A 21,895-nucleotide genomic window follows, 5' to 3' on the forward strand; every position below is an offset into this window, starting at 1 on the left:
AGCGCTAAAGCATCGCTACGGAATGGTCGAGTGTGCTGCCTGCAGCTTTTACCGGATGGCTTTGCCGATTCCGCCCGCGCGAGCCTCCGTCGCTGTCCTCCCCACACTGCGGCCCTCTGTCTGCCAGAGCCGATGTACCTCGTCCCAATCCGGAAGCGCATCCGTCGTGAAGCCGAGGGTTTTTCCGGTTGCGATCGCCCCGAAAGCCTTCATCGCCTGAAGATGCGCGCCGGCGACCAGATAGCGTCGCATGGCGGCCTCGTCGGTCCAGGCCGTCCGGGTGTGGTGGACGCCGTCGATGAGGCGGGCATCGGTCGAAAGATTGCCGGGCGCCTTGCGCGCCTGGATCATCGATCGGATCGCATGCCACCAGAAGCGTGGCTGATGCCGCCGTGCTTTCAACTGGAGACCCGTGATGGATACGTAGACGGACTGCGTGGTCATGCCTCTTCCTCATTGTCTCGGGACGCCGCCGGTCGAGCCACTTTACAAAGACGAGACTATCTTGACGGTGTCTAGATTGATGTCACGCGTCCGACCTCTCGTCAAGCCTCATCTTGTCAGTGTAAGGATTATGGATGACTCAGTCCTATCATCACGGCGCGCTGCGCCAGGCGCTGCTCGCCGCAGCCGAGACCATCCTCGACCGCGATGGCATCGAGGCGCTCACCTTGCGCGCCGCCGCGCGGGAGGCGGGCGTGTCGCATGGCGCACCGGCCCACCATTTTCGCGATATCACCGGCCTTCTGACGGAGCTGGCGGCGATGGGGTTCCTGCGTCTTCGCGACGCCCTCCAAGAAGCCTCGGACGAGACCGACGATCCCGCGGGCTACGTGCCGGCGCTTGGCCGCGCCTATGTCGGCTTCGCGCGGGCGCATCCGGGGATCTTTCTCCTGATGTTCCGCTCCGAGCGTCTCGACTGGTCGGCGCCGTCCCTCGATCTGGCGGGACCGGCGGCCTTCGCGTTCCTTCTGAAGGAAGAGCGAGACGATGGCGTCGCGGGATATGCGGCGGATATGCCGGACCTCGTCCGCGCCACCACCCGCTGGTCGCTCGTTCATGGGCTCGCGACCCTGGTCGTTGACGGGCGCCTGTCCGCGATGACGCAGATGATCCCCCATGCCGATCTCGATGTCCTGATCGAGACGGTGCTCGGCAAGGGCCTCGCTCCGTAATCCATCGAGCGGAATACCCGGCAGACGGAAGCCATGGTCAAAAGGGCAACGCCGGAATTCACGGCCTGCGCGGACTTGGCCGTCAGCCGCGATCACATATCAGTAATTGCCGCCATCTCCGCCGTCCGGCTGGTGGGCCGGCAACACCGGTTCGGGATCGATGGTCGGCTGGAGCCGCCGCAGAATGTCCGCGCCATGACGAAGCTCGCGCTGCAAGGCGTCCGGTGTCAGCCGCTCCAGGTCCGAGGCAACGCGCTCCAGCGCGGTCGCAGCGCCGTCGTCGCCGACACCCTGCTGCGCCTGGAGATCTCCGATCTGCCGGATCGCCGCTTCGATCAAGCGGCGGGCATCCTGACGCTCCAAGGTCTCCACATCGTTCGACGCCGTCACCAGCGCCACGATCAGCTCATTCACGATGTCCATCCCGGTCCTTTCCGGGGCGGACCCCGTTTCCTGCATGACGCTTCCCTGCATGACGCTTGGCTCTTCAGATCTTTCGGCAACGGCACGCGTCGTAGCCGCCGGCAAAGAGGCGCCCGGCCTGCATGCCGATCCGCAGCGGCACGTCCCGGATATGGGCAACCTCGAGCGCATTGGCCATGGCGATCGAGGCTTCGGCGCAAATTGCCGCGTCTTCGGCCGCATTGTGATGTCGGAAGGTGAGGCCGAGATGACCGGCCAGAATGTTCAGGCGATGCGAGCCGAGATGCGGCCATACCTTCTGCGCCATCTTGACCGAGCAGAGATAGGAAAGGTCCGGATAGCTCTGCCGGTAGAGATCGAGGCAGGCGCGCCAGACGCTGAAATCGAAGGACGCGTTGTGCGCGATCATCGTCGCGTTGCGGAACTCGTCAGCAAACTCGTCCATCACCTCGGGAAATTCGCCGGCGTCTTCCACATGCTCCGGCCGGATGCCGTGGATGGCGATATTGAAGGAGGAGAACCGCATGTCGCGCGGACGGATAAGCCGCTCCTCGACCCGCACGACGCGTCCGTCGTCGATCCAGGCGAGCCCGACCGAGCAAGCGCTGCCACGCTGCTCGTTGGCGGTTTCGAAATCGATGGCGATGGTCTTCACATCCGGTATCCGTCTGCCGTTTCCCGTCCGGCATACTGTCTGCGCAGCGATTTGGCAAAGGGGAGACGATCTGCCGCCAGCCGGCCAAGCCAGCCGGCGCAGGCGAGCGGCGACGCCTCGGCTCTTCCGCGCGCTCGATCGGACCCTATCTACCCGTCGGAGATTTACGGAAAGGACCGCGGCGCCATGAAACCCCATGTTATCTGCCTGATGATCACCTCGCCGGACGGCAGTCTTCACCCCAGTCGCTGGACGAAGAGCCCGGATGGCGAGCGGTCCGACTGGACGGCGCTCTACGAGAAGATCCACGCCCAGCATGCGGGCAATGCCTGGATGGTCGGACGGGTGACGATGGCGGAGATGTCGAAGGCGGAGGCGCATCCGCCAGCCGGTGCCGTCGAGGTGCAGCGTCCGCACCATTTCGCCAGACCCGGCGCGTCGTCCTTCGCCATCGCGCTCGATCCGGGCGGCAAACTCCATTTCCAGGGTGACGAACTGTTCGGCGATCATATCGTCGTGCTGCTCGGTCCCGACGTTCCGGACCGTCATCTTGCAGAGCTGGCCGGCGATGGCGTCTCCTACATTGTCTCGGACACAAAGGAGATGGACCTCGGCGCGATGCTGGCGCTCCTCGCGCAGGAACTCGGCATTACCCGCATTCTGCTCGAAGGCGGCGCAAGCGTGAACGGATCGATGCTCGCTGCCGGATTGGTGGACGAGATCAGTCTCGTCATCGCGCCGGCGCTCGAAGGCCGCGTCAACAGCGACAGGGTCATCGCCTTCGGGGAGGAGGGCCTTGCCGGCAAGGTCGAGCTGTCCTTGATGTCCTGCGACGTGCTCGATCATGGCGCGATCCATGTCCGCTATGCCGTGAAAGCTCCGCGCTGAGCTTGCTGAGGACGAACGGAAAATCCATGGCAGACGAGCCGCAGACAATCAGGGCAGGGGTCAGCGAGGCGCCTCCGGAACCGGCCGACGACGAGACGTCCGGAGGCGTGGTGTCGTTTCCCTACGACCGGATGACGGTGGACCAGTTCCGGCATCGCTTTCCGCGCGCCCGCTGGCGCGATGACATCAAGGCGTGGTGGGTGCCGGGGAAGACTGCGTCTCGACGGATCGGCCAGTGGCTCGCCGAACAGGAGGCGGACGCGGATGCGCATGCCGACGCCCGTGGGCGCGACGCGTTCGACTTCGACCCGATCGTCAGCCCCTATCTCGACATCGGGCGCGCCGGCTTCCAGATCCGCACGCCCTATTCCAGAACCGTGGTCGAGGAGCTTCGCGAAATCCGGTTCGCGCGGTGGGACGGCGATCTGCGCCTCTGGCACGTTCCGTTTCGCTCCTTCGAAGAGCTTCGCAGCCACTGGTCCGCGATCGAGGTCGCCGCGCGCCGGAACGAGCCGGCCGAGCGGGCCCGACGCGCTGAAGAGCGCAAGGGCACCGAAGACGAGGTGAAATCGAAGGCGCGCTCGTCGGAGCGTCGCAAACGCCGCTATCCGCTGCCCTCCGACGCCCTGCCGCCGCTCGGCGTGCCCGTGGCGATTTCCTATGGGATCGTGGTTTTCACAGAGATCACCGGCGAAGTGGTCGATCCGGATCTGGTCTCGGAATTTTATCCCGGCGCGGGCGAAGACGATGTCTGGGGCCTCTGGCGCGCACCGGCATTGGACGAGCTGCTGTCGGCATGGCCGGTGAAGGCGATACCGGAGCCGCGGAGGCTTTGGTGGATGCCGACGATCGAGGAGCTGCGGCCGGCGCGCCGTGCCGCACGCGTGCGCGAGAGCACGGAGCCGGTGCGCAGGCGATGAGGGAAGATGGCGCCTCCGCCCCGTTTGCAAACGGGTTCGATGAGGCTCTGGCACAATTTCCGACCGGCTATGTCGAGGGCTCGTTCGAGGGGCAGCCCTGGGGCGCCACCCTTCGCCGATCGGCGGATGGCCGTCGTGTCTGGCTGTTTGCGAGAGCCTTGGGACGAAACGACATCGTCAGCTTCAACCTGTATCGCACCACCCGCGGCGGCGGCCTACTCAAGCCCTGCGAGATGTCATCGGCAAAAGTCGCTGCCTTCGTGATGGGTTTCAAACCCGCTGTAAAATGAACGCCTGCCCATGGGAACAACATAGTAAGCAAGGGGTTATGCTCTCACAACAAGCATTGTAGCAATGAAAAAGGAGGACTACCCCATGGACCACACCAATCACGTTCGCCTCTCCCCGACCGAACTGACCCCGGCCATTCTGGAAGGCGCGACCATCTACGGCGCCGACGACCATAAGGTCGGCAAGCTCGACCATATTCATGGCAGTGGAATGGGCGGCAAGGCCATCATCGATGTCGGTGGTTTCCTCGGCATCGGCGCAAAGCCGGTCGGCGTGCCGCTGAGCGATCTGCAGTTCATGCGTGACGAAGACGGCGACGTCCATGCCGTAACGTCCTGGACCAAGGATCAGCTCAAGGACATGCCTGAGCACCGCGACTGATCACGTCGGTCATCTGACGGCAAAAGCCTGGCCACCGCGCCAGGCTTTTCTGCGTCTGCAAGGGTTCAGACGTCGAGGACGTCGACGAACGCGTCGGGGAAATTTTTGCGGGCCAGCGGCTCGTTGAGCTTCAGAAGGGCCTGATAGGATGCGGGGTCGAAATCCCGTTCGGCCGGAAGAATCTCTCGGCCAAAGAGGCGGGAGAGGCGTTCGCCGTCGAGATTGCCGCGCTCGAACGGCTCCGTCCCGAAATAATGCCAGAGCGAATGCACGAAGGCGGTATCGGCAAGACCGACGGATTTGTCGAGCGTCGGGTGCCGGCGCCATTGTCCGAGGACGGTCACCTTGGAATTCGCCCGGCGCAGCGTGAACTGCCACTGCGTACCCGACAATCCGGCCGGAAAGCCGCGGTGCTTGGTCATTTCCGGAATTTTGGCCATGCGCTTCTTCGCCCGGCACAAGGCCGGCCCTTCTTCGGTTTCAACGATATGCCGAGAACGATCGGGCCGGATATCCGGCCGCAGCATCCCGTGCATTTTGCCGGTCCATAGCACGGCAATGCGCGCGGGAAAATGCTATCCTCGCAAAGCCCGCCGGCCTTTCCCGTCTCGCAACGACCGCGCTGCTCGCGGGAGGGCGAGAGCGGGAACAAGCCGATGGCGATCGCGTTCGAGGTTTTTCGACACAAGGAGGATACGATGCCTGCCAAATCCCAAGCCCAGCAGAAAGCCGCCGGTGCGGCCTTGGCCGCCAAGCGCGGCGATGCCAAGAAGAGCGACCTCAAGGGCGCTTCGAAGAGCATGGAACGGTCCATGAGCGAGAAAGACCTTGAGGACATGGCTTCGACCAAGCAAAAGGGCAAGCCAAAGCATGTTTCGCCCTGACATCGGCCCGTTCGCGTGATGCCGTCACGCCAGATGGGCCATGTCGCGATGACGAGGGAGGATCGACCAGGTGTACGGGCCGGAAGACCAGGGACAGGACGAGCATGAGGAAACCCCGTCCTCTCCCGTTCCCACACCGCGCATGCTGTCCTGGGCCCGCAACTCGGCGGCGTATCGCTTGGGGAAACGGATGCACACGGAGAAGCAACTGTCCCAGGCCATTGCCCGTAAAGCCCGCGAGAAATTCGAGGCGATCAGCGACGAGCAGGTCGCCGCCCTCTCCGCTTTCGCCGTCGCCTTCGGCTACGACAACAGGGCCCTCGATGATGTCGCCTATGCGGATGTCGCCACCCGATCCGGCCAGCAGAGCGGCCGGTCGAAACGGGCCATATCGCAAAAGCTCGTGACGAAGGGGATTGACCGCGACACGGCGACGGCCGCTGTGGCCGATGTCGACGACCTTAAGGCCGCCGTCATTCTCGCCCGCAAGCGCGCCTTCGGCCCGTTCCGCAGAGAGCCGCCGGATGAGAAACGCAAGATGAAGGAACTCTCCGCCTTTGCCCGCGGTGGGTTCAGTCTCGAAATCGGCCGCAAGGTCTATGACATGAGCCGGGATGAGGCAGAGGAGATTTTGACCGGAGGCGCATTGTTCTAGCCGGGGAGACTTGGCGAAAACCAAAAACATAAGAGAAACCATGCGCGGCGCTGAAGCAATCGCTATCCGGTCATATGCCGGGAAAGTCCATGTCAGCGCCGCGTCTATGGTCTGATCAGATAATGCGCGGCGCCGCTCTCTGTTCCCATGTCTGGACAGTAGACTGTTCGGTCAAGCACCAGATCCAGATCCTCAGATATCCGACATGGACGGCAGGTGAAGTTCCACCTCGCGGCGTTCTTCGTCGCTCATCGGCTCGACCTTGTCTTTCCAGAAAGCGGCCGCCTCCGGCGCATCGTCTTCCCAGGCGCGGGTGCTGACGATGTTGTCATCGACCTTTGCCTTGCGGCGGCCCCCGAGCGCCAGATACTCCTCCGCGATCTTTTTGGATGGTGTCGTGGTCTTGTCGTCCATGATGCGATCCTCTCAACCTTCAATGCCTGCCGAACCCCCTGTGTCCTTGTCACGAGACGATCCAAAAGATCGTCTGCAAGAGGCCGGGAACGGGGGGTAGCTCTCGTGATAACAGACGGCCTGTGGATTCGTTCCGGATGAGGGACATGGTCAAGCGAAAGGTCGGATGGCAATGGAGATCAGCAGCGAGGTGGACGGTCGATATGCCCGGATCGAGGGCGAACTCATTCCACTCGTCTCGAATGCCTGGCTCCGGGACAGCCGCTACACCAATCCGTTCGCGCCGCCCTTGCACGATGTGGCAAACCCGAAGGACCGTGAATTCCTGGTCGTCCTCCTGCAGAAACGGCGGGTGGTGCTGACCGACGACGAAGCGCACTACGACGACGCCGGCACGCTTTGCAGGCTGACCCGAAAAGACATCCTCGGCCTCTACGCGATCGACAATGCGGCCTACGCTCCGGATGCCGGTCTGTCCTTCACGCTCGGCCCCATGATCGCGCCTCTGGCGACGGCGTCCTGACCCTTCGAACGGCTGTCGACAAATGTCCGTGAACGGGAACGAACGCCGACGCCGCCGTCTCCTGATGACGGGCCGGCGCGCGGACGGATGTTCCGGACGATGGTCTCAGGCTTTGGAAAACAGCTGTGCAACGGGGAGAGAGTTGATGACGCGGCGCGTTGTGCTGCGATAGTCTGGAATGATACAGCGCGTTGCGCGACAACCTCGCCACAACCCGTCGCTGGACGCCGCCGCACCCACCTCATGCCGAGAACCCGATGACAGATAGCCAGCAGCCCGGAACATCGAGCCTCAAGCTCGGTCTCGATCCCGTCGTCGCCTTCAGCCTTGCCGGGGCCTTGGTCTTCTTCCTGATCAGCGGCGCCATCGCCTATCTCAACCTGCATACGCTGCGCGTCAACAATGACAGGATCGTCCACACCCACGAGGTCATCGTGGCACTGGGCAAGCTTCTGTCGAGCACGCAGGATGCGGAAACCGGACAGCGTGGCTTCCTGCTGACGGACAATTCCCGCTATCTCGATCCCTACAATGTCGCGGTACTCGCGGTTCCCAGGCATCTGAACGACATCGCCCGATTGGTGCGGGACAACCCGACGCAGGAGCGACGCATCGAGGCGATCCGGCTGAGCGTCGAAGCCAAGTTCTCCGAACTCAAGGACACGATCGGCCTTCGCCGCACGCAAGGGCTGGAGGCCGCGCTGACCGTGGTCAATTCGGACCGCGGCAAGGCGGCGATGGATGCCATCCGCTCTCAGCTTTCCGAAATGGGGCAGGAGGAAACGCGTCAGCGCCAGCAATGGCTGAGCGAGATGGAGGAGGCTTACGGCACTGCCCTCGTCAGCAGCATCCTCTCCGTCATTCTCGGCGTCCTCCTCACGACCGCCATCGGCGTGCTCATTCGGCGGGCCACCCTCGCGCGCCGCCGGCAGGAATGGCTGCAGGCAGGGCAGGTCGGACTGAGCGCCGCCGTCATGGGCGACCAACGCACCGAGCAGCTGGGCGACAGCATTCTCACCTTTCTCGCCGACTATGCCGGCGCCGTGGCAGGCGCGATCTATGTCGGCGACAAGGGCACGTTTCAGCGGTCTTCGACCTATGGCGTTCCCGAGGGCGCGAACATTCCGCGTCAGTTCAAGGCGCGCGAAGGCCTTCTCGGTCAGGCCGCGGCCGGAGAGAAGGCCCTGCTGGTCTCCGACGTTCCCGACGGCTACCTGTCCTTCGGCTCGGCGCTCGGACGGGACAAGCCGCGCCATCTCGTCATCTCGCCCGCCATCATCGACGGCGAGGTCAACGCCGTGATCGAACTCGGCTTTCTCCGCGCGATCGACGAGCGCGTGCTTGCGCTTCTCGAACAGGCGGCCGCCTCGGTTGCAACGGCCGTCCGTTCGGCAAACTACCGCACCAACCTGCAAAATCTGCTCGGCGAAACGCAGCGCCAGTCCGAAGAGCTGCAGGTCCAGAGCGAGGAACTCCGGGTCTCCAACGAGGAGCTGGAAGAGCAGGGTCGCGCGCTGAAGGAGTCCCAGGCGCGGCTTGAGCAGCAGCAGGTGGAGCTCGAACAGACCAATTCGCAGCTCGAGGAGCAAACGAGGCAACTCGAATTTCAGCGCGACGATCTGGAGCGCGTCAATTCTGCCGTGCAGTTGAAGGCCCGCGAGCTGGAGCAGGCGAGCCGCTACAAGTCCGACTTCCTCGCCAACATGTCGCACGAGCTGCGCACGCCGCTGAACTCGCTGCTCATTCTCGCCAAGCTGCTCGCCGACAATTCCGAGGACAATCTGACGGGCGAACAGGTGAAATATGCCCAGACGATCGAATCCTCCGGCAACGACCTGCTGACACTGATCAACGACATCCTGGACCTGTCGAAGATCGAGGCCGGCCATATCGACATTCGCCCGGAGGCGGTGTCGGTCGAGCGGCTGGCCAACAACCTGCGACAGGTCTTCGATCCCGTTGCCAAAAACAAGCAGCTGGCGTTCGCGGTGGAGATCGCGCCGGAATGCCCGCCCGTCATCGAGACCGACCTTCAGAGGCTGGAACAGGTGGTGAAGAACCTCCTGTCCAATGCCTTCAAGTTCACCTCCGCGGGCGGTGTGACGGTCGCCATTCGGCGGGCTCAGTCGAGCAACGGCGCGGGGCAGATCACGCTGGCCGTCACCGACAGCGGGATCGGCATTGCCGAAGATCAGCAGCGCCACATCTTCGAGGCGTTTCACCAGGCCGACGGCACGATCAGCCGCCGCTATGGCGGGACGGGGCTCGGCCTGTCGATCTCCCGCGAGCTCGTCCGCCTGCTCGGGGGCGCGATCCATCTGGAGAGCCAGCCGGGCAAGGGCAGCACCTTCACGATCACCCTTCCGGAAACCTACGATCCCGCACGGGTCGCCACGCGGCTGCCGCGCGATGCCGTTGCACCGGCGTCCGCATCGATCGCGAGCGTGCCGGCTCCGGTTGCCGCACCCGTGGCGGAGGTCCGCGAGACGGCGGCGATCGCCAAAGCACGCCTCGTGGCAGACGACCGGACGGCGCCCTCCGACAACAAGCGCGTTCTCCTGATCATCGAGGACGACGTGACCTTTGCCGCGATCCTGCGGGATCTGTCGCGCGAGATGGGCTTCCGCACGCTCGTCGCCGGCACGGCCCAGGAGGCGCTGGAGCTTGCCCGCCAGTTCATGCCGAGCGCCATCGTGCTCGATGTCGGATTGCCGGATCAGTCCGGGCTTTCGGTTCTCGACCGGCTGAAGCGCGACGTGCAGACGCGCCATATTCCCATTCACATGGTGTCCGGCGACGATCATACGGAGACGGCGCTTTCGCTCGGCGCCGTCGGCTACATGCTGAAGCCGGTGAAGCGGGAACAGCTGGTCGAAGTGCTGCAGAAGCTCGAAGCGAAGCTTTCCCAGCGCGTGCACCGCGTCCTGATCGTGGAGGACAACGACGTGCAGCGCGAGGCCGTGGCGCGGCTTCTGACCTCGCACGATGTCGAGACGGTGACGGCGGGCACGGCGGCGGACTGCCTGAGGCTGCTGCAGGAACAGACGTTCGATTGCGTCGTCCTCGACCTCTCGCTGCCGGATGCCTCGGGATATTCACTGCTGGAAACGCTGAGCCAGGACAGCGAGAGGGCGTTTCCGCCCGTCATCGTCTATACCGGCCGCGTGCTGTCGGCCGATGACGAGCTGCAGCTCCGCCGCTATTCCAAATCCATCATCATCAAGGGCGCAAAGTCGCCGGAGCGGCTTTTGGACGAGGTCAGTCTGTTCCTGCATCAGGTCGTGTCCGACCTGCCCGCCGAGCAGCAGAAGATGATCCGCAAGGCGCGCAGCCGGGATGCGCTTCTGGAGGGGCGCCGCATCCTCGTCGTCGAGGACGATGTCCGCAATGTCTATGCGCTGACCAACATTCTGGAGCCGCGCGGCGCGGTCATCCAGATTGCCCGGAACGGACAGGAGGCGCTCGATGCTTTGGCGAAATCGACGGCCGAGCCGGATGCCGCCATCGATCTCGTGCTGATGGACGTGATGATGCCCGTCATGGACGGCTTGACCGCAACGCGGGAGATCCGCAAGACCGCGGCGTGGAAGAAGCTGCCGATCATCACATTGACGGCCAAGGCCATGCCCGACGACCAGCAGCGCTGCATCGAAGCCGGCGCCAACGACTACATGGCAAAGCCGCTCGACGTCGAAAAACTGCTGTCGCTCGTCCGCGTCTGGATGCCGCGATGAGGGATCCGTCGATGGTGGAGAAAGTCGAGGATATCGAGATCCGCTTGCTGCTGGAAGCGCTTTATGCACGCTACCACTACGATTTCCGCGGCTACGCCATGGCCTCGGTCAAGCGGCGGCTGCGTCAGGCGCTGGAACAGCTCGCCATTCCCACGATCTCCAGCCTGCAGGAGCGCTTGCTGCACGATCGGGACATGCTGCCGCAGCTGCTCGGCTATCTCACGGTCCAGGTCAGCGAAATGTTTCGCGATCCCGACTATTTCCGCGCGATTCGCGAGCAGGTCATCCCGCATCTTCGGACCTACCCGTCGCTGAAAGTCTGGGTGGCGGGGTGCAGCCATGGCGAAGAGCTCTATTCCCTCGTCATCCTTTTTCGGGAGGAAGGGCTGGAAGAGCGAACCCTGTTCTATGCCACCGATATCAGCCAGGAAGCCCTGCAGATCGCGGAAGCCGGCGTCTACCCGCTCGATCGCATGCAGCTTTTTACGGAAAACCATCGCAGGTCTGGCGGAAAATCGTCCCTCTCCGACTATTATCAGGCGGCCTATGGTCGCGTCTCCTTCGACCGGACGCTGCGGCGCAACGTCGTGTTCTCCGATCACAGCCTCGTCACGGATGCGGTGTTTGGCGAGATGAACCTGATCTCCTGCCGCAATGTGCTGATCTATTTCGATCGCACCCTGCAGGATCGCGCACTCGGCCTGTTCAAGGACTCTCTGCCGCGAAAGGGTTTCCTCGGCCTCGGGGCGAAGGAAAGCATCCGGTTTTCCGAGCATGCCGGCGCGTTTCGCGATTTCGTGCGCGAGGAAAAGATCTACCAGAGGGTCGGCGCATGAGCGACGTCAGCCCGCAGGCCGTCGTCATCGGTGCGTCGGCCGGTGCCCTGGAGGCTCTGACGACCATCCTGCCGGCTCTGCCGGAAGATTTCCCTGTCCCCATTCTGCTCGTCGTTCACATTCCGGGCGACAAGCGCAGCGTGCTGGCCGAACTTTTCCGCGCAAAATGCCGAATCAAGGTCTTGGAGGTCGAGGACAAGGAGCCGCTGGCGGCCGGCACCGCCTATTTTGCGCCGCCCAACTATCATCTTCTCGTCGAAGCCAATAAAACCTTGTCACTCTCCAGCGACGAACCCGTCATGTTCTCTCGACCGTCCATCGATGTCCTGTTCGAAAGTGCTGCCGATGCCTTCGGCCCGGCTTTGGTCGGCATCGTGCTGACGGGCGCCAATCATGACGGGGCACGGGGCTTGCGCACGATTACGGATGCGGGCGGTCAGGCCATCGTTCAGGACCCGAAAACGGCGTTTGCAGCGGCCATGCCCGAAGGTGCAATCGCACGCTGTCCCGGCGCGCGGGTCATGTCGCTTGACGCGATCGCGGTGTCTCTTCAGAAGGTCGTATGCGCATGAGTCCCGTGACCTTTCTGCTGGTGGATGATCTCGAGGAAAACCTTCTCTCGTTGGAAGCCTTGCTGCGCCGCGACGGACTGACGCTTCTCAAGGCACGATCGGGCGATCAGGCGCTGGAACTGCTGCTGCAGCACGATGTGGCGCTGGCGCTGATCGACGTGCAGATGCCCGGCCTCAACGGCTTCGAGCTTGCCGAACTGATGCGCGGCAACGAGCGCACGCGCCGCGTGCCCATCATTTTCGTCACCGCCGGCAGCACGGATGGCCAGCGCCGTTTCCGCGGCTACGAGGCCGGCGCCGTCGATTTCATCCAGAAGCCGATCGAGACCGATATTCTCCGCAGCAAGGCGGAGGTCTTCTTCGAACTCTACCGCCAGCGCCAGCAGATCGCCGAGCAGCGCGATGCGCTCGAAGTCCAGGCAAAGGCGCTCCGCGAGGCCGATCGCCGCAAGGACGAGTTCCTGGCGACCTTGGCGCATGAACTGCGCAACCCGCTGGCGCCACTGCGCCACGGCCTCGATGTCCTGCGCCGCAACCCGACGGGCACTTCCGCAGAAAGCATCCGCGAGATGATGGACCGGCAGATGGTGCATCTGGTCCGGCTGATCGACGACCTCCTCGATGTTTCCCGCGTCAGCCAGGGAAAGATCGGTCTGCGCAAGGAGCGAGTCGCGATCGGAACCGTCATCCAATCCGCCATCGAAGCGAGCCGCCCGCTGATCGACGCTTCCGGTCACCGGCTGACGGTCGATGTGCCCGGCGAGCCGCTCTGGCTGGAAGCCGATCCGACCCGAATGGCGCAGGTCGTCGCCAACCTCCTCAACAATGCCGCGAAATACACGCCGGCCGGCGGCGAGATCGGCATCGCGGCGCGGGCGCTCGACGGCTTGGCGATCATCGACGTTTCCGACAACGGCATCGGAATACCGGAGACGCTGCAATCCGACGTGTTCCAGCTCTTCGCCCAGGTGGACGGCCATCTGGAGCATGCGCAGGGCGGGCTCGGAATTGGGCTCGCCCTCGTCCGCCAGCTCGTCGTACTGCATGGCGGCACGGTCGAGGTGACGAGCGCCGGCACAGGCAAGGGGAGCCTTTTCACGGTTCGCATTCCGCTGGCTCCACCCCCTGCCACCGAACCGGTGCCGGCGCCCGTCGTCGATCCTTCGGCACAGCAAACGCAGAGCGACGGGGCTTCCGGCCATCGTCCCCTGAAGGTCCTGATCGTCGACGACAACGTCATCGTGGCGGATGCGCTCGGATGGATGCTGGAGGATATCGGGCATCAGTGCGAAGCCATTCATGACGGGCGCGAGGCGCTCGATGCGGCCCGGCGCTTCCACCCGGACGCCATCCTCCTCGATATCGGCCTGCCGGGCATGGACGGCTACGAGGTCTGCCGTGCCTTTCGACGCGAGGAGGCCTTCAAGGCGACGACCATCATCGCCCAGACCGGCTGGGGACAGGACAAGGACAAGGCAAAAGCGCTCGAGGCCGGCTTCACGCACCATCTGACGAAGCCCGTGCTGATCGAGGAACTGGAGCGGTTGCTGGAAGGCGTCACCGCCGCCTGACATTTGCTTTCAAGGCGATCTCAGGCACCGCTCCCGGCGTCCACCTCTTCCAGCACGGCATTTTCCTCCGCCTCAAAGGTTTCCGCGTCCGACGGGGTCAGCCCGAAGCGGGCGGCCACATCCGGTGCATAGCGCAGGAGATCGGGGCGGAGTCGAAGGAGGGCAAGATCTTTCGCTGTGGCTTCCGGCATCACATCAAAATCGAGCGCCTCCGGCGCTAATGAACACGTCCTTCGGTCCGCTCACCTTCGACAGCAGGATGGAGACCGGCATCGCATTGCCGCTTGCGGAGCGCCAAGGCGGATTGATCAGCGACTCGACCTTGCGCAGCATTTCGATAACGCCGTGTCGGTGCCTCAACTCACTCGGGATCGTTGAATCTGCTTCCCTGTTAACGCGCTGTCGTGACAACGGTCGGCGGGACATCCAAAGCGATACTGCAAAATAATTCATGAGAAAACGTTTTCTCATTTGACCATTCGCCTGAGAAAAGGTTTTCTCGTTTTCAAGAATGATGCGGGAGGCTGCTTTGGATATGCGCGGTAAGGGAGGACGGCAGACGATCCGCGACCTTGCGGCCCTGGCAGGGGTGAGCATTTCCACGGCCTCCAAGGCGCTGAACAATACCGGCCGGATGGGCGAGGAAACGCGCCAACGGGTCAAGCGCGTGGCACGCGAGATCGGTTTTCGGCCGAACGCGCTGGCGCAGGGCCTGTTGTCGAAGCGTAGTTTCACGATCGGCCTGCTGACCAACGATACCTATGGTCGCTTCACCCTGCCGGTCATGGCCGGCGTTTCGGAAGCCTTGGTCGATCGCGGCGTCTCCGTCTTCCTTTGCGCCATCGAAGACGATCCGGCGCTGGGGCAGGTGCATGTGGATGCCATGCTCGACAAGCAGGTGGACGGCATCATCGCGACCGGAAAACGCGTCGATCGTCGCCTGCCGATCGACCTGTCGGATGTGCCGGTTCCCGTGGTCTACGCGTTTACCGAGGGTGGACCGCAGAGCGTCTCCTTCCGCTCGGACGATGCGCATGGCGCGACGCTCGCGGTGGAATGGCTGAAGGCGAGCGGCCGGCAGCGGATCCTGCACGTCACCGGCCCCGAGGATTTCTTCTCGGTTCGAGAGCGCAGCGGCGCCTTCCGGGCTGTGGCCGGGGCGGCGGCAACCGTTCTTTTCGGGGAATGGTCGGAAACCTGGGGGCGGGATGCCGTCGACAGGATCTGGTCAGCGGTCGGCGACAAGCCGGATGCGCTGTTCTGCGGCAACGACCAGATCGCCCGCGGTGCCGTGGACGCTCTTCGCGAGCGCGGCATTCGCGTGCCCGAGGACGTTGCGATCGTCGGCTTCGACAATTGGGAGATTGTCGCGGCCCAGATGCGTCCGCCCCTGACATCGGTGGATATGGACCTGAAGGAACTCGGGCGTCAGGCGGGCCTGACCATCCTCGCCTTGGCGGAAGGTCAGGCGGTGGAGCCGGGTGTGAGAACATTGCCGTGCCGACTGGTGGTTCGGCAATCATGCGGGGCCGGCGGCTCCGTCGGGGCGGGGAGCCCCGGAGATGAAAAACAACGGCGCTGAGGAGCGCCACAAGGGAGGAATGACCATGATGAAACAGCTTCTTGCTGCGACGAGCCTGCTCGCGCTGTCCTTGAGCCCCGGACTGGCTTCGGCCGAGACCATCAACATGTGGGTGCGCACCGGCGTCGGCGACGCCTTCAAGAATGTGGTTGCCGCCTATAATGCGGGCCACGAAGACAAGGTCGAGCTGACCGAAGTGCCGTTCTCGGAGCTCGTGCAGAAATATGCGACGTCGATCGCCGGCGGCCAGGCGCCCGACGCCCTGTCGATGGACCTGATCTATACCCCGGCCTTCGCCGCGGCGGGGCAGCTCGAAGACCTGACCGACTGGGCGAAAAGCCTGCCCTACTTCAACTCCCTGTCGCCGTCGCATGTGCGCCTCGGCACGTATGGCGACAAGATCTATGGGCTGCCGCTGTCGGTGGAAACGTCGGTCTTCGCCTGGAACAAGGACCTCTACCGCAAGGCCGGGCTCGATCCGGAAAAGGCGCCTGCGACCTGGGAGGAGATCACCGCCAATGCCGAGAAGATCCGCGCACTGGGCGACGATACCTACGGCTTCTATTTCTCGGGCGGTGGCTGCGGCGGTTGCATGATCTTCACTTTCACACCGCTCGTCTGGGGTGCCGGTGTGGATATCCTCTCGGCCGACGGAAAGACAGCGACGCTCGATACGCCGGAAATGCGCAAGGCGGTGGATATCTATCGCACCATGGTCAAGAGGGATCTGGTGCCCGCGGGAGCTGCCAGCGACAACGGCACCAATTTCCTCTCTTTTACCAATGGCAAGATCGGCCAGCAGAGCCTCGGCGCCTTCGCCATCGGCACGCTCGTGACCGAACATCCGACGATCGACTTCGGCGTCACGCTCATACCCGGCGTCAACGGATCTCCCTCGTCCTTTGCCGGCGGCGACAATGTGGTGGTGACCAAAGGCACGACCAAGCTCGAGCCGGTCAAGGCCTTCATCCAGTACATCTATTCGGAAGAAGGCCAGAAGATCATGGCGAAGTACGGTAGCCTGCCGACCCGCGGCGATATCGCCGAGCAGGTGCTGAAGGGGCTCGATCCCCGCATGGAAGTGGGCATGAAGGCGATCGCGGTCGCAAAGACGCCCTATACCCTGCAGTTCAACGATCTGATCAACAGCGCGAACGGACCCTGGGCGACCTTCCTCAACGCCGCGATCTTCAGCGACGACGTCGATGGCGCATTCTCCTCGGCACAGTCCGAAATGCAGTCGATCATCGACAGCGGCCAGTGATCCTCCCCCTGGACGCCTGAGGGCGGAGGGGGAGAAGCGCCCCCTCCGCCCGCTCCTTCAGCGACCGCGGCCCATGACGAAGCGTCGTCGGGTGTCCGTGAACTGCGAGATCTGCACATGACTGTCGTTTCCACCCTGTCGCGCGCCCCCGGGCGTCCAAGGCCGAGATCGTCGGCCTGGCGTGGCCTTCTCTATATCGCGCCCGCCATGGCGCTCGTCATCCTCTTCTTCGTCATCCCGGTTATCGTGACCGCGTGGATGAGCCTGCATGCCTGGCCTCTGATGGGTGCGCAGCGCTGGATCGGCATTAACAACTACATTCGCATGATCCACGACGCGCGGTTCCTGTCGGCCCTCCGCTTCACGGCGCTCTATACCGTCGTCGCCACCATCGCGATCTTCGCCGTGGCCTTCCCCCTGGCCCTGTTCGTCGAAAAGCAGCGGCGCTTTGTCGGCGCCTATCGCACGGTCATCTTCCTGCCCGTCGTCGTCGGCCTTGCGACCGCGTCCCTGCTCTGGGTGTGGCTTGCCAATGTGGACAGCGGCTTCATCGGGCCGCTCCTGAAGGCGCTCGGCATCGTGGAGCGCAGCCCCAACCTGCTTGCGACCTTCGACAGCGCCTTTCTCACCATCATCGTCATGGTCGTCTGGAAGATCGCCGGCTTCACCATGATCATCCTGCTCACCGGCCTGCAGGCCATCCCGTCCGATATCGTCGAGGCTGCGCGCATCGATGGCGCCAAGCGCTGGCAGCGCTTTCGCTACCTGACCCTGCCGCTGATGCGCCGCACGATCGCACTGGCGCTGATCATCTCCGTCACCGGCTCGATCCTTGCCTTCGACCAGTTCTACATCATGACCGCGGGCGGGCCGCAGAACCGGATGATCTCTGTCGTCTACTACATCTTCAACCAGTCCTTCGTGTCCTTCAATCTCGGCTACGGCGCTTCGCTCTCCATCGTGCTGCTCGCCATTCTCGTTGCCATCAGCATCGTGCAGCTCTGGCTGCTGAAGGTCGGAGACGACAAGGCATGACCATGATGCAACCCGCTCTCGCCCGAGGCCCGACCCCGACCCCGACCCCGACCCCGACGGGCACACCGTCGACGACTGCCGCCAACGAGGCCGCGAAGGCCGCCCGCGCACGCCGCAAGCGCAACGGCGCGGTGGCCTACCACACGGCTGGCGCGGCCATTGTTCTCTTCTTTCTCGCGCCGTTCGCGATTGCGTTCCTCGCCTCGTTCCGCAGCGGCACAGAAGGCATGACCCCGCCGCTGCCGCCCTGGCCGACGACCGGGTTCAGCCTCGATTCCTATCGCTCGCTCGATACGTTCGGCGCGGGCATCTGGCAGCACACGCTGAACTCGTTGATCGTGTCGCTCGCGACCGTCGTCCTGACCGTCGCCATCAGCCTGCTCGCGGGCTACGGCTTCTCGCGCTATCGTTTCCCGCTGAAGAACACGCTGTTCGTGCTCATCATCGCCACGCTGATGATCCCGTTCCAGTCGGTCCTGACGCCGCTGTTCATCATCCTTGCCAAGCTCGGGCTCAACAATTCGCTCTTCGGACTGGTGCTGGTCTATGTCACGCTGCAGCTGCCTTTCTCGGTGTTCATGATGCGCAACGCCTTCGACGCCGTGCCGAAGGAGATCGAGGAGGCCGCGCGCATCGATGGCGCGCGCGATCTGAAGCTGCTGGTGCGGGTGCTGCTGCCGCTCGTCCTGCCGGGGGCCACGACCGTTGCGATCTTTGCATTTCTCAATGCCTGGAACGAGTTTCTCGCAGCGCTCGTGCTTCTCTCCAGCAACAACAACTACACCATGCCGGTCCTGATGATGGCGGTGCGTGCGGGCCGACTCGGCGCCATCAACTGGGGCGCGGTCCAGGCCGGCGTCGTCGTCATGACGATCCCCTGCCTCATCATCTTCCTTCTCCTCCAACGCTACTACATGCGCGGCCTCATGGCCGGCGCCGTCAAGTGATGCCGATAGTTTACGAAAGTGAAAGCCATGGATAGCAAAGCGCACGCCGAGAACCAAAATCAGAAACAGAGCCGCAAGGATCGAAAGTTCCGGCCACTGCCGGTCCCGAGCGTTACGCTAGGCGGCCTTTTCGGAGAGCGGCAGGATGCTATCTGCGCAAAAACGGCGAAGACTTTGCTCGACCGCTGCGTGGAAGCCGGTATGCTGAAAGCCATCGACGTCAGCCTCCCGAGCCCCGGCGTCGTTCTGCCGATCCAGCCATGGGACGGTTCGACCCAGATGTTCTGGGACAGCGATCTCGGCAAGTCGATCGAGACGGTCGCCTATTCCCTGTTCCGCTCGCCCAATCCCGAACTCGAGGCCCGCGTCGACCAGATCGCCGATCTCTACGAAAAACTTCAGGACGAGGACGGCTACCTGAACGCCTGGTTCCAGCGCGTGCAGCCCGGCCGTCGTTGGACGAACCTGCGGGACTTTCACGAACTCTACTGCGCCGGCCATCTGATCGAAGGCGCCGTCGCTTATTTTCAGGCGACCGGCAAGCGCAAGCTGCTCGACGTCATGGCGCGCTTTGCCGACTATATGATCACCGTCTTCGGCCATGGCGAAGGCCAGATCCCCGGCTATGACGGCCATGAGGAAATCGAGCTGGCGCTCGTCCGGCTTGCGCGTGTCACCGGCGAGCAGAAATACCTCGACCTCTCCAAATACTTCATCGACGAGCGCGGCACCGAGCCGCATTTCTTTCTCGAGGAAGCCAGACGCGATGGTCGCGAGGGCCGGAAATTCGTCTTCCACAGCTTCGAGTACAACCAGTCCCATCAGCCGGTGCGCGAGCAGACCCGTGTGGTCGGACATGCCGTGCGCGCCATGTACCTTTATTCCGGCATGGCCGACATCGCGACCGAATACAGCGACGACAGCCTGACACGGGCGCTGGAAACGCTGTGGAGCGATCTCGTCACCCGGCAGATGTATGTCACTGGCGGCATCGGCCCGTCCGCAGCCAACGAGGGCTTCACGGACCCTTACGACATGCCGAACGAGAGTGCCTACAACGAGACCTGCGCCTCGGTGGGCATCGTGTTCTGGGCCGCGCGCATGCTCGGCCGCGGACCGGATCGCCGTTATGCCGACATCATGGAGCAGGCGCTCTACAATGGCGCGATGGTTGGCCTGTCGCTCGATGGCACGCGCTTCTTCTACGACAACCCGCTCGAAAGCGCCGGCAAGCATCATCGCTGGACCTGGCATCCATGCCCCTGCTGCCCGCCGAACATCGCGCGGCTGCTCGCCTCGATCGGCTCGTATATGTACGCCGTGTCGGACGACGAGATTGCGGTTCATCTCTACGGCGAGGGCAAGGCGCGGTTCGAGGTTGCCGGTGCCGAGGTGACGCTCGGCCAGGAGACGCACTATCCGTGGAACGGCGCGATCCGCTTCGAGGTGGGTGTCGCGACGCCGTCGCGCTTTACGGTGTCGCTGCGGATTCCGGCATGGTGCACGGGCGCGATGCTCTCGGTGAACGGCACGCCGGTCGATCTCGATGAGGCTATGGTCGATGGCTATGCGCGGATCGAGAAGGAGTGGTCAGACAAGGACGAGATTGCCCTCGATCTGCCGCTGGCGCCGCGGCTGCTGCGGGCCAACCCGCTGATCCGCCAGGATGCCGGCCGGGTCGCGCTCGTCCGCGGGCCGCTGGTCTATTGCGTGGAGGAAACGGACAATGGACACGGCCTGCAGCATCTGAAAATCACCGGCGAACCGTCCTCCGCACGCGAACAAACGATGCCCGGACTCAACCATGCCGTCGCGCTCGAGATCGCAGCCGAACGGGATGAGGCCGACTGGGGCGAAACGCTGTATCGCGAGGCCCCGCCGGAGGCGAAGCCCGTGACCGCGCGCTTCGTGCCCTACCATCTCTGGGACAATCGGGAGCCCGGCGAAATGCTCGTCTGGATGCGCGATGGCGTGGGAGAGGCGAAATGAGCCTCGCTCAGGATCGCGGGGAGGGCAGGGCCGTTGCGCCGGACGACGGGGACGGCACTGCGACAGGCGGCGTCCGCCTGTCGGGGGTCCGAAAGTCGTTCGGCAGTCTTTGCATCATCCATGGTATCGATCTGACAATCCCGGAGGGAGCCTTTACCGTCTTCGTCGGACCCTCCGGCTGCGGCAAATCCACCCTGTTGCGCATGATTGCCGGGCTTGAGGAGGTCACGGACGGGCTAATCGCCATCAAGGGACGCGATGTGACGGATCTCGATCCTTCGGATCGCGGCATCGCCATGGTCTTCCAGTCCTATGCGCTCTATCCGCATATGAGCGTGCGCGACAATCTCGCCTTCGGCCTCAAGATGGCCAACACCCCGAAGGAGGAGATCGATCGCCGCGTCGCCGCGGCGTCCGCCATCCTGAAGACGGATCACCTCCTCGATCGCCGCCCCGGGCAGCTTTCGGGCGGCCAGCGCCAGCGCGTCGCCATCGGTCGGGCGATCGTCCGCAAACCCGATGTCTTCCTGTTCGACGAGCCGCTCTCGAACCTCGACGCCGAGCTTCGCGTCTCCATGCGCATCGAGATCGCACGGCTCCATCGCGAGCTTGGCAACACGATGATCTATGTGACGCACGACCAGACGGAAGCGATGACGCTGGCGGACGTGATCGTCGTGCTGCGCGACGGCCGCATCGAGCAGGTCGGCAGCCCGCGCGAGATCTACGAGAACCCGGCCAACAGCTTCGTCGCGGGCTTCATCGGCTCGCCCCGCATGAACTTGTTGAAGGGCCAGCGCGTGGGCCGGCAAAGCCTGAGGCTTGCGGATGCGGTGCTGGCCGCACCGTTTCCGGCATCCACAGGGGAAGCCGAGCCCGACGTCACCTTCGGCATTCGCCCGGAGCATCTCGGCGTCGGTCACGAGATGATCGAAGGGCGGTCCCTTTCGGCGATCGTCGATTTTTCCGAGTATCTCGGGGGGACGCAATATCTCTATTGCCAGCTCTCGGACGGTCAGGCCGTGACGGTCGAATACCGGTCTCCGGTCCCGGTGAAGCCGGGAGACCGCATCGTCCTCTCATGGACGCCGGAGGCGATCCGCCTGTTTGATCCCGCCGGGATGCGCCTGCGCGCCGAGGATGCCTGATCAGACGT

General features: G+C 63.7%; 25 protein-coding genes. 18 read left to right on the forward strand and 7 right to left on the reverse strand.

What is annotated here, in order from left to right:
* Positions 1-48: 48 nt before the first annotated feature.
* Positions 49-444: a hypothetical protein gene (locus C8J36_RS16550; RefSeq protein WP_132536505.1), complete on the reverse strand. Its 396-nt coding sequence runs from the start codon at positions 442-444 to the stop codon at positions 49-51.
* A gap of 134 nt (positions 445-578) precedes the next feature.
* Between C8J36_RS16550 and C8J36_RS16555 the strand changes: the two genes are divergently transcribed.
* On the forward strand, positions 579-1,175 hold the full coding sequence (locus C8J36_RS16555) for a WHG domain-containing protein (RefSeq protein ID WP_132536507.1): 597 nt from the start codon (positions 579-581) through the stop codon (positions 1,173-1,175).
* 99 nt (positions 1,176-1,274) lie between these two features.
* On the opposite strand, the gene C8J36_RS16560 is transcribed toward C8J36_RS16555, so the two are convergent.
* Positions 1,275-1,598, reverse strand: a complete 324-nt coding sequence (locus tag C8J36_RS16560; RefSeq protein ID WP_132536509.1) for a hypothetical protein — start codon at positions 1,596-1,598, stop codon at positions 1,275-1,277.
* Positions 1,599-1,662: 64 nt separating this feature from the next.
* Positions 1,663-2,253 carry a 3'-5' exonuclease gene (locus C8J36_RS16565; protein WP_062596127.1) on the reverse strand — a complete coding sequence of 197 codons (591 nt, stop codon included), beginning with the start codon at positions 2,251-2,253 and terminating at the stop codon, positions 1,663-1,665.
* Between the two features lie 186 nt (positions 2,254-2,439).
* Here C8J36_RS16565 and C8J36_RS16570 point away from each other — a divergent pair, with 186 nt between their 5' ends.
* The 4 genes from C8J36_RS16570 (at position 2,440) to C8J36_RS16585 (ending at position 4,733) form a co-directional block, all read left to right on the forward strand.
* Positions 2,440-3,141 (forward strand): dihydrofolate reductase family protein, encoded by a 702-nt coding sequence (locus C8J36_RS16570; protein ID WP_132536511.1) that lies wholly within the window; start codon positions 2,440-2,442, stop codon positions 3,139-3,141.
* 26 nt (positions 3,142-3,167) lie between these two features.
* Positions 3,168-4,061 carry a hypothetical protein gene (locus tag C8J36_RS16575; protein WP_245506591.1) on the forward strand — a complete coding sequence of 298 codons (894 nt, stop codon included), beginning with the start codon at positions 3,168-3,170 and terminating at the stop codon, positions 4,059-4,061.
* A complete protein-coding gene (locus C8J36_RS16580) occupies positions 4,058-4,351 on the forward strand; it encodes a hypothetical protein (protein WP_132536513.1) in 294 nt (97 codons plus the stop codon). The genes C8J36_RS16575 and C8J36_RS16580 overlap by 4 nt, the downstream gene beginning before the upstream one ends.
* Before the next feature lie 85 nt (positions 4,352-4,436).
* On the forward strand, positions 4,437-4,733 hold the full coding sequence (locus C8J36_RS16585) for a PRC-barrel domain-containing protein (RefSeq protein ID WP_062596131.1): 297 nt from the start codon (positions 4,437-4,439) through the stop codon (positions 4,731-4,733).
* A 65-nt stretch (positions 4,734-4,798) separates the two neighbouring features.
* Here C8J36_RS16585 and C8J36_RS16590 read toward each other — a convergent pair whose 3' ends face one another.
* Positions 4,799-5,173, reverse strand: a complete 375-nt coding sequence (locus tag C8J36_RS16590; RefSeq protein ID WP_062596226.1) for a hypothetical protein — start codon at positions 5,171-5,173, stop codon at positions 4,799-4,801.
* A 258-nt stretch (positions 5,174-5,431) separates the two neighbouring features.
* Between C8J36_RS16590 and C8J36_RS16595 the strand changes: the two genes are divergently transcribed.
* On the forward strand, positions 5,432-5,617 hold the full coding sequence (locus C8J36_RS16595) for a DUF3008 family protein (RefSeq protein ID WP_132536646.1): 186 nt from the start codon (positions 5,432-5,434) through the stop codon (positions 5,615-5,617).
* 70 nt (positions 5,618-5,687) lie between these two features.
* Positions 5,688-6,272 carry a recombination regulator RecX gene (gene recX, locus C8J36_RS16600; RefSeq protein WP_281029244.1) on the forward strand — a complete coding sequence of 195 codons (585 nt, stop codon included), beginning with the start codon at positions 5,688-5,690 and terminating at the stop codon, positions 6,270-6,272.
* Positions 6,273-6,464: 192 nt separating this feature from the next.
* Here the strand turns inward: recX and C8J36_RS16605 are convergent, their stop codons facing one another.
* Positions 6,465-6,686 (reverse strand): hypothetical protein, encoded by a 222-nt coding sequence (locus C8J36_RS16605; RefSeq protein ID WP_132536515.1) that lies wholly within the window; start codon positions 6,684-6,686, stop codon positions 6,465-6,467.
* 166 nt (positions 6,687-6,852) lie between these two features.
* On the opposite strand from C8J36_RS16605, the gene C8J36_RS16610 reads away from it, so the two are divergent.
* The 5 genes from C8J36_RS16610 to C8J36_RS16630 all read left to right on the forward strand — a co-directional run bounded on the left by C8J36_RS16610 (position 6,853) and on the right by C8J36_RS16630 (position 13,922).
* Positions 6,853-7,209: a hypothetical protein gene (locus tag C8J36_RS16610; protein ID WP_132536517.1), complete on the forward strand. Its 357-nt coding sequence runs from the start codon at positions 6,853-6,855 to the stop codon at positions 7,207-7,209.
* Between the two features lie 257 nt (positions 7,210-7,466).
* Positions 7,467-10,943, forward strand: coding sequence for a response regulator (locus C8J36_RS16615; protein ID WP_132536519.1), 3,477 nt, complete (start codon positions 7,467-7,469; stop codon positions 10,941-10,943).
* Entirely contained in the window at positions 10,940-11,779 is an 840-nt protein-coding gene (locus C8J36_RS16620; RefSeq protein ID WP_207897533.1) for a CheR family methyltransferase, read from the forward strand. Before C8J36_RS16615 ends, C8J36_RS16620 begins: the two co-directional genes overlap by 4 nt.
* Positions 11,776-12,351, forward strand: a complete 576-nt coding sequence (locus C8J36_RS16625; RefSeq protein WP_132536523.1) for a chemotaxis protein CheB — start codon at positions 11,776-11,778, stop codon at positions 12,349-12,351. Before C8J36_RS16620 ends, C8J36_RS16625 begins: the two co-directional genes overlap by 4 nt.
* Positions 12,348-13,922 carry a response regulator gene (locus tag C8J36_RS16630; RefSeq protein WP_245506592.1) on the forward strand — a complete coding sequence of 525 codons (1,575 nt, stop codon included), beginning with the start codon at positions 12,348-12,350 and terminating at the stop codon, positions 13,920-13,922. The genes C8J36_RS16625 and C8J36_RS16630 overlap by 4 nt, the downstream gene beginning before the upstream one ends.
* A 20-nt stretch (positions 13,923-13,942) precedes the next feature.
* Here the strand turns inward: C8J36_RS16630 and C8J36_RS16635 are convergent, their stop codons facing one another.
* Entirely contained in the window at positions 13,943-14,113 is a 171-nt protein-coding gene (locus C8J36_RS16635) for a hypothetical protein (protein ID WP_207897535.1), read from the reverse strand.
* Between the two features lie 4 nt (positions 14,114-14,117).
* Positions 14,118-14,393: a hypothetical protein gene (locus tag C8J36_RS25170; RefSeq protein WP_132536527.1), complete on the reverse strand. Its 276-nt coding sequence runs from the start codon at positions 14,391-14,393 to the stop codon at positions 14,118-14,120.
* Between the two features lie 64 nt (positions 14,394-14,457).
* Here C8J36_RS25170 and C8J36_RS16645 point away from each other — a divergent pair, with 64 nt between their 5' ends.
* The 6 genes from C8J36_RS16645 (at position 14,458) to C8J36_RS16670 (ending at position 21,887) form a co-directional block, all read left to right on the forward strand.
* Positions 14,458-15,504 (forward strand): LacI family DNA-binding transcriptional regulator, encoded by a 1,047-nt coding sequence (locus C8J36_RS16645; protein WP_245506593.1) that lies wholly within the window; start codon positions 14,458-14,460, stop codon positions 15,502-15,504.
* Positions 15,505-15,529: 25 nt separating this feature from the next.
* Positions 15,530-16,768: a sugar ABC transporter substrate-binding protein gene (locus C8J36_RS16650; RefSeq protein WP_132536529.1), complete on the forward strand. Its 1,239-nt coding sequence runs from the start codon at positions 15,530-15,532 to the stop codon at positions 16,766-16,768.
* Between the two features lie 117 nt (positions 16,769-16,885).
* A complete protein-coding gene (locus C8J36_RS16655) occupies positions 16,886-17,803 on the forward strand; it encodes a sugar ABC transporter permease (protein ID WP_062596139.1) in 918 nt (305 codons plus the stop codon).
* The gene (locus C8J36_RS16660) at positions 17,800-18,750 is read left to right on the forward strand and encodes a carbohydrate ABC transporter permease (RefSeq protein WP_245506594.1); all 951 of its coding nucleotides are present in this window, start codon (positions 17,800-17,802) and stop codon (positions 18,748-18,750) included. The genes C8J36_RS16655 and C8J36_RS16660 overlap by 4 nt, the downstream gene beginning before the upstream one ends.
* A gap of 27 nt (positions 18,751-18,777) precedes the next feature.
* Entirely contained in the window at positions 18,778-20,739 is a 1,962-nt protein-coding gene (locus C8J36_RS16665) for a beta-L-arabinofuranosidase domain-containing protein (protein ID WP_132536531.1), read from the forward strand.
* Positions 20,736-21,887, forward strand: a complete 1,152-nt coding sequence (locus C8J36_RS16670; RefSeq protein ID WP_132536533.1) for an ABC transporter ATP-binding protein — start codon at positions 20,736-20,738, stop codon at positions 21,885-21,887. Before C8J36_RS16665 ends, C8J36_RS16670 begins: the two co-directional genes overlap by 4 nt.
* Positions 21,888-21,895 lie beyond the last annotated feature (8 nt).

The sequence above is a fragment of the Rhizobium sp. PP-F2F-G48 genome, from assembly GCF_004342335.1.
Classification (GTDB): Bacteria; Pseudomonadota; Alphaproteobacteria; order Rhizobiales; family Rhizobiaceae; genus Ferranicluibacter.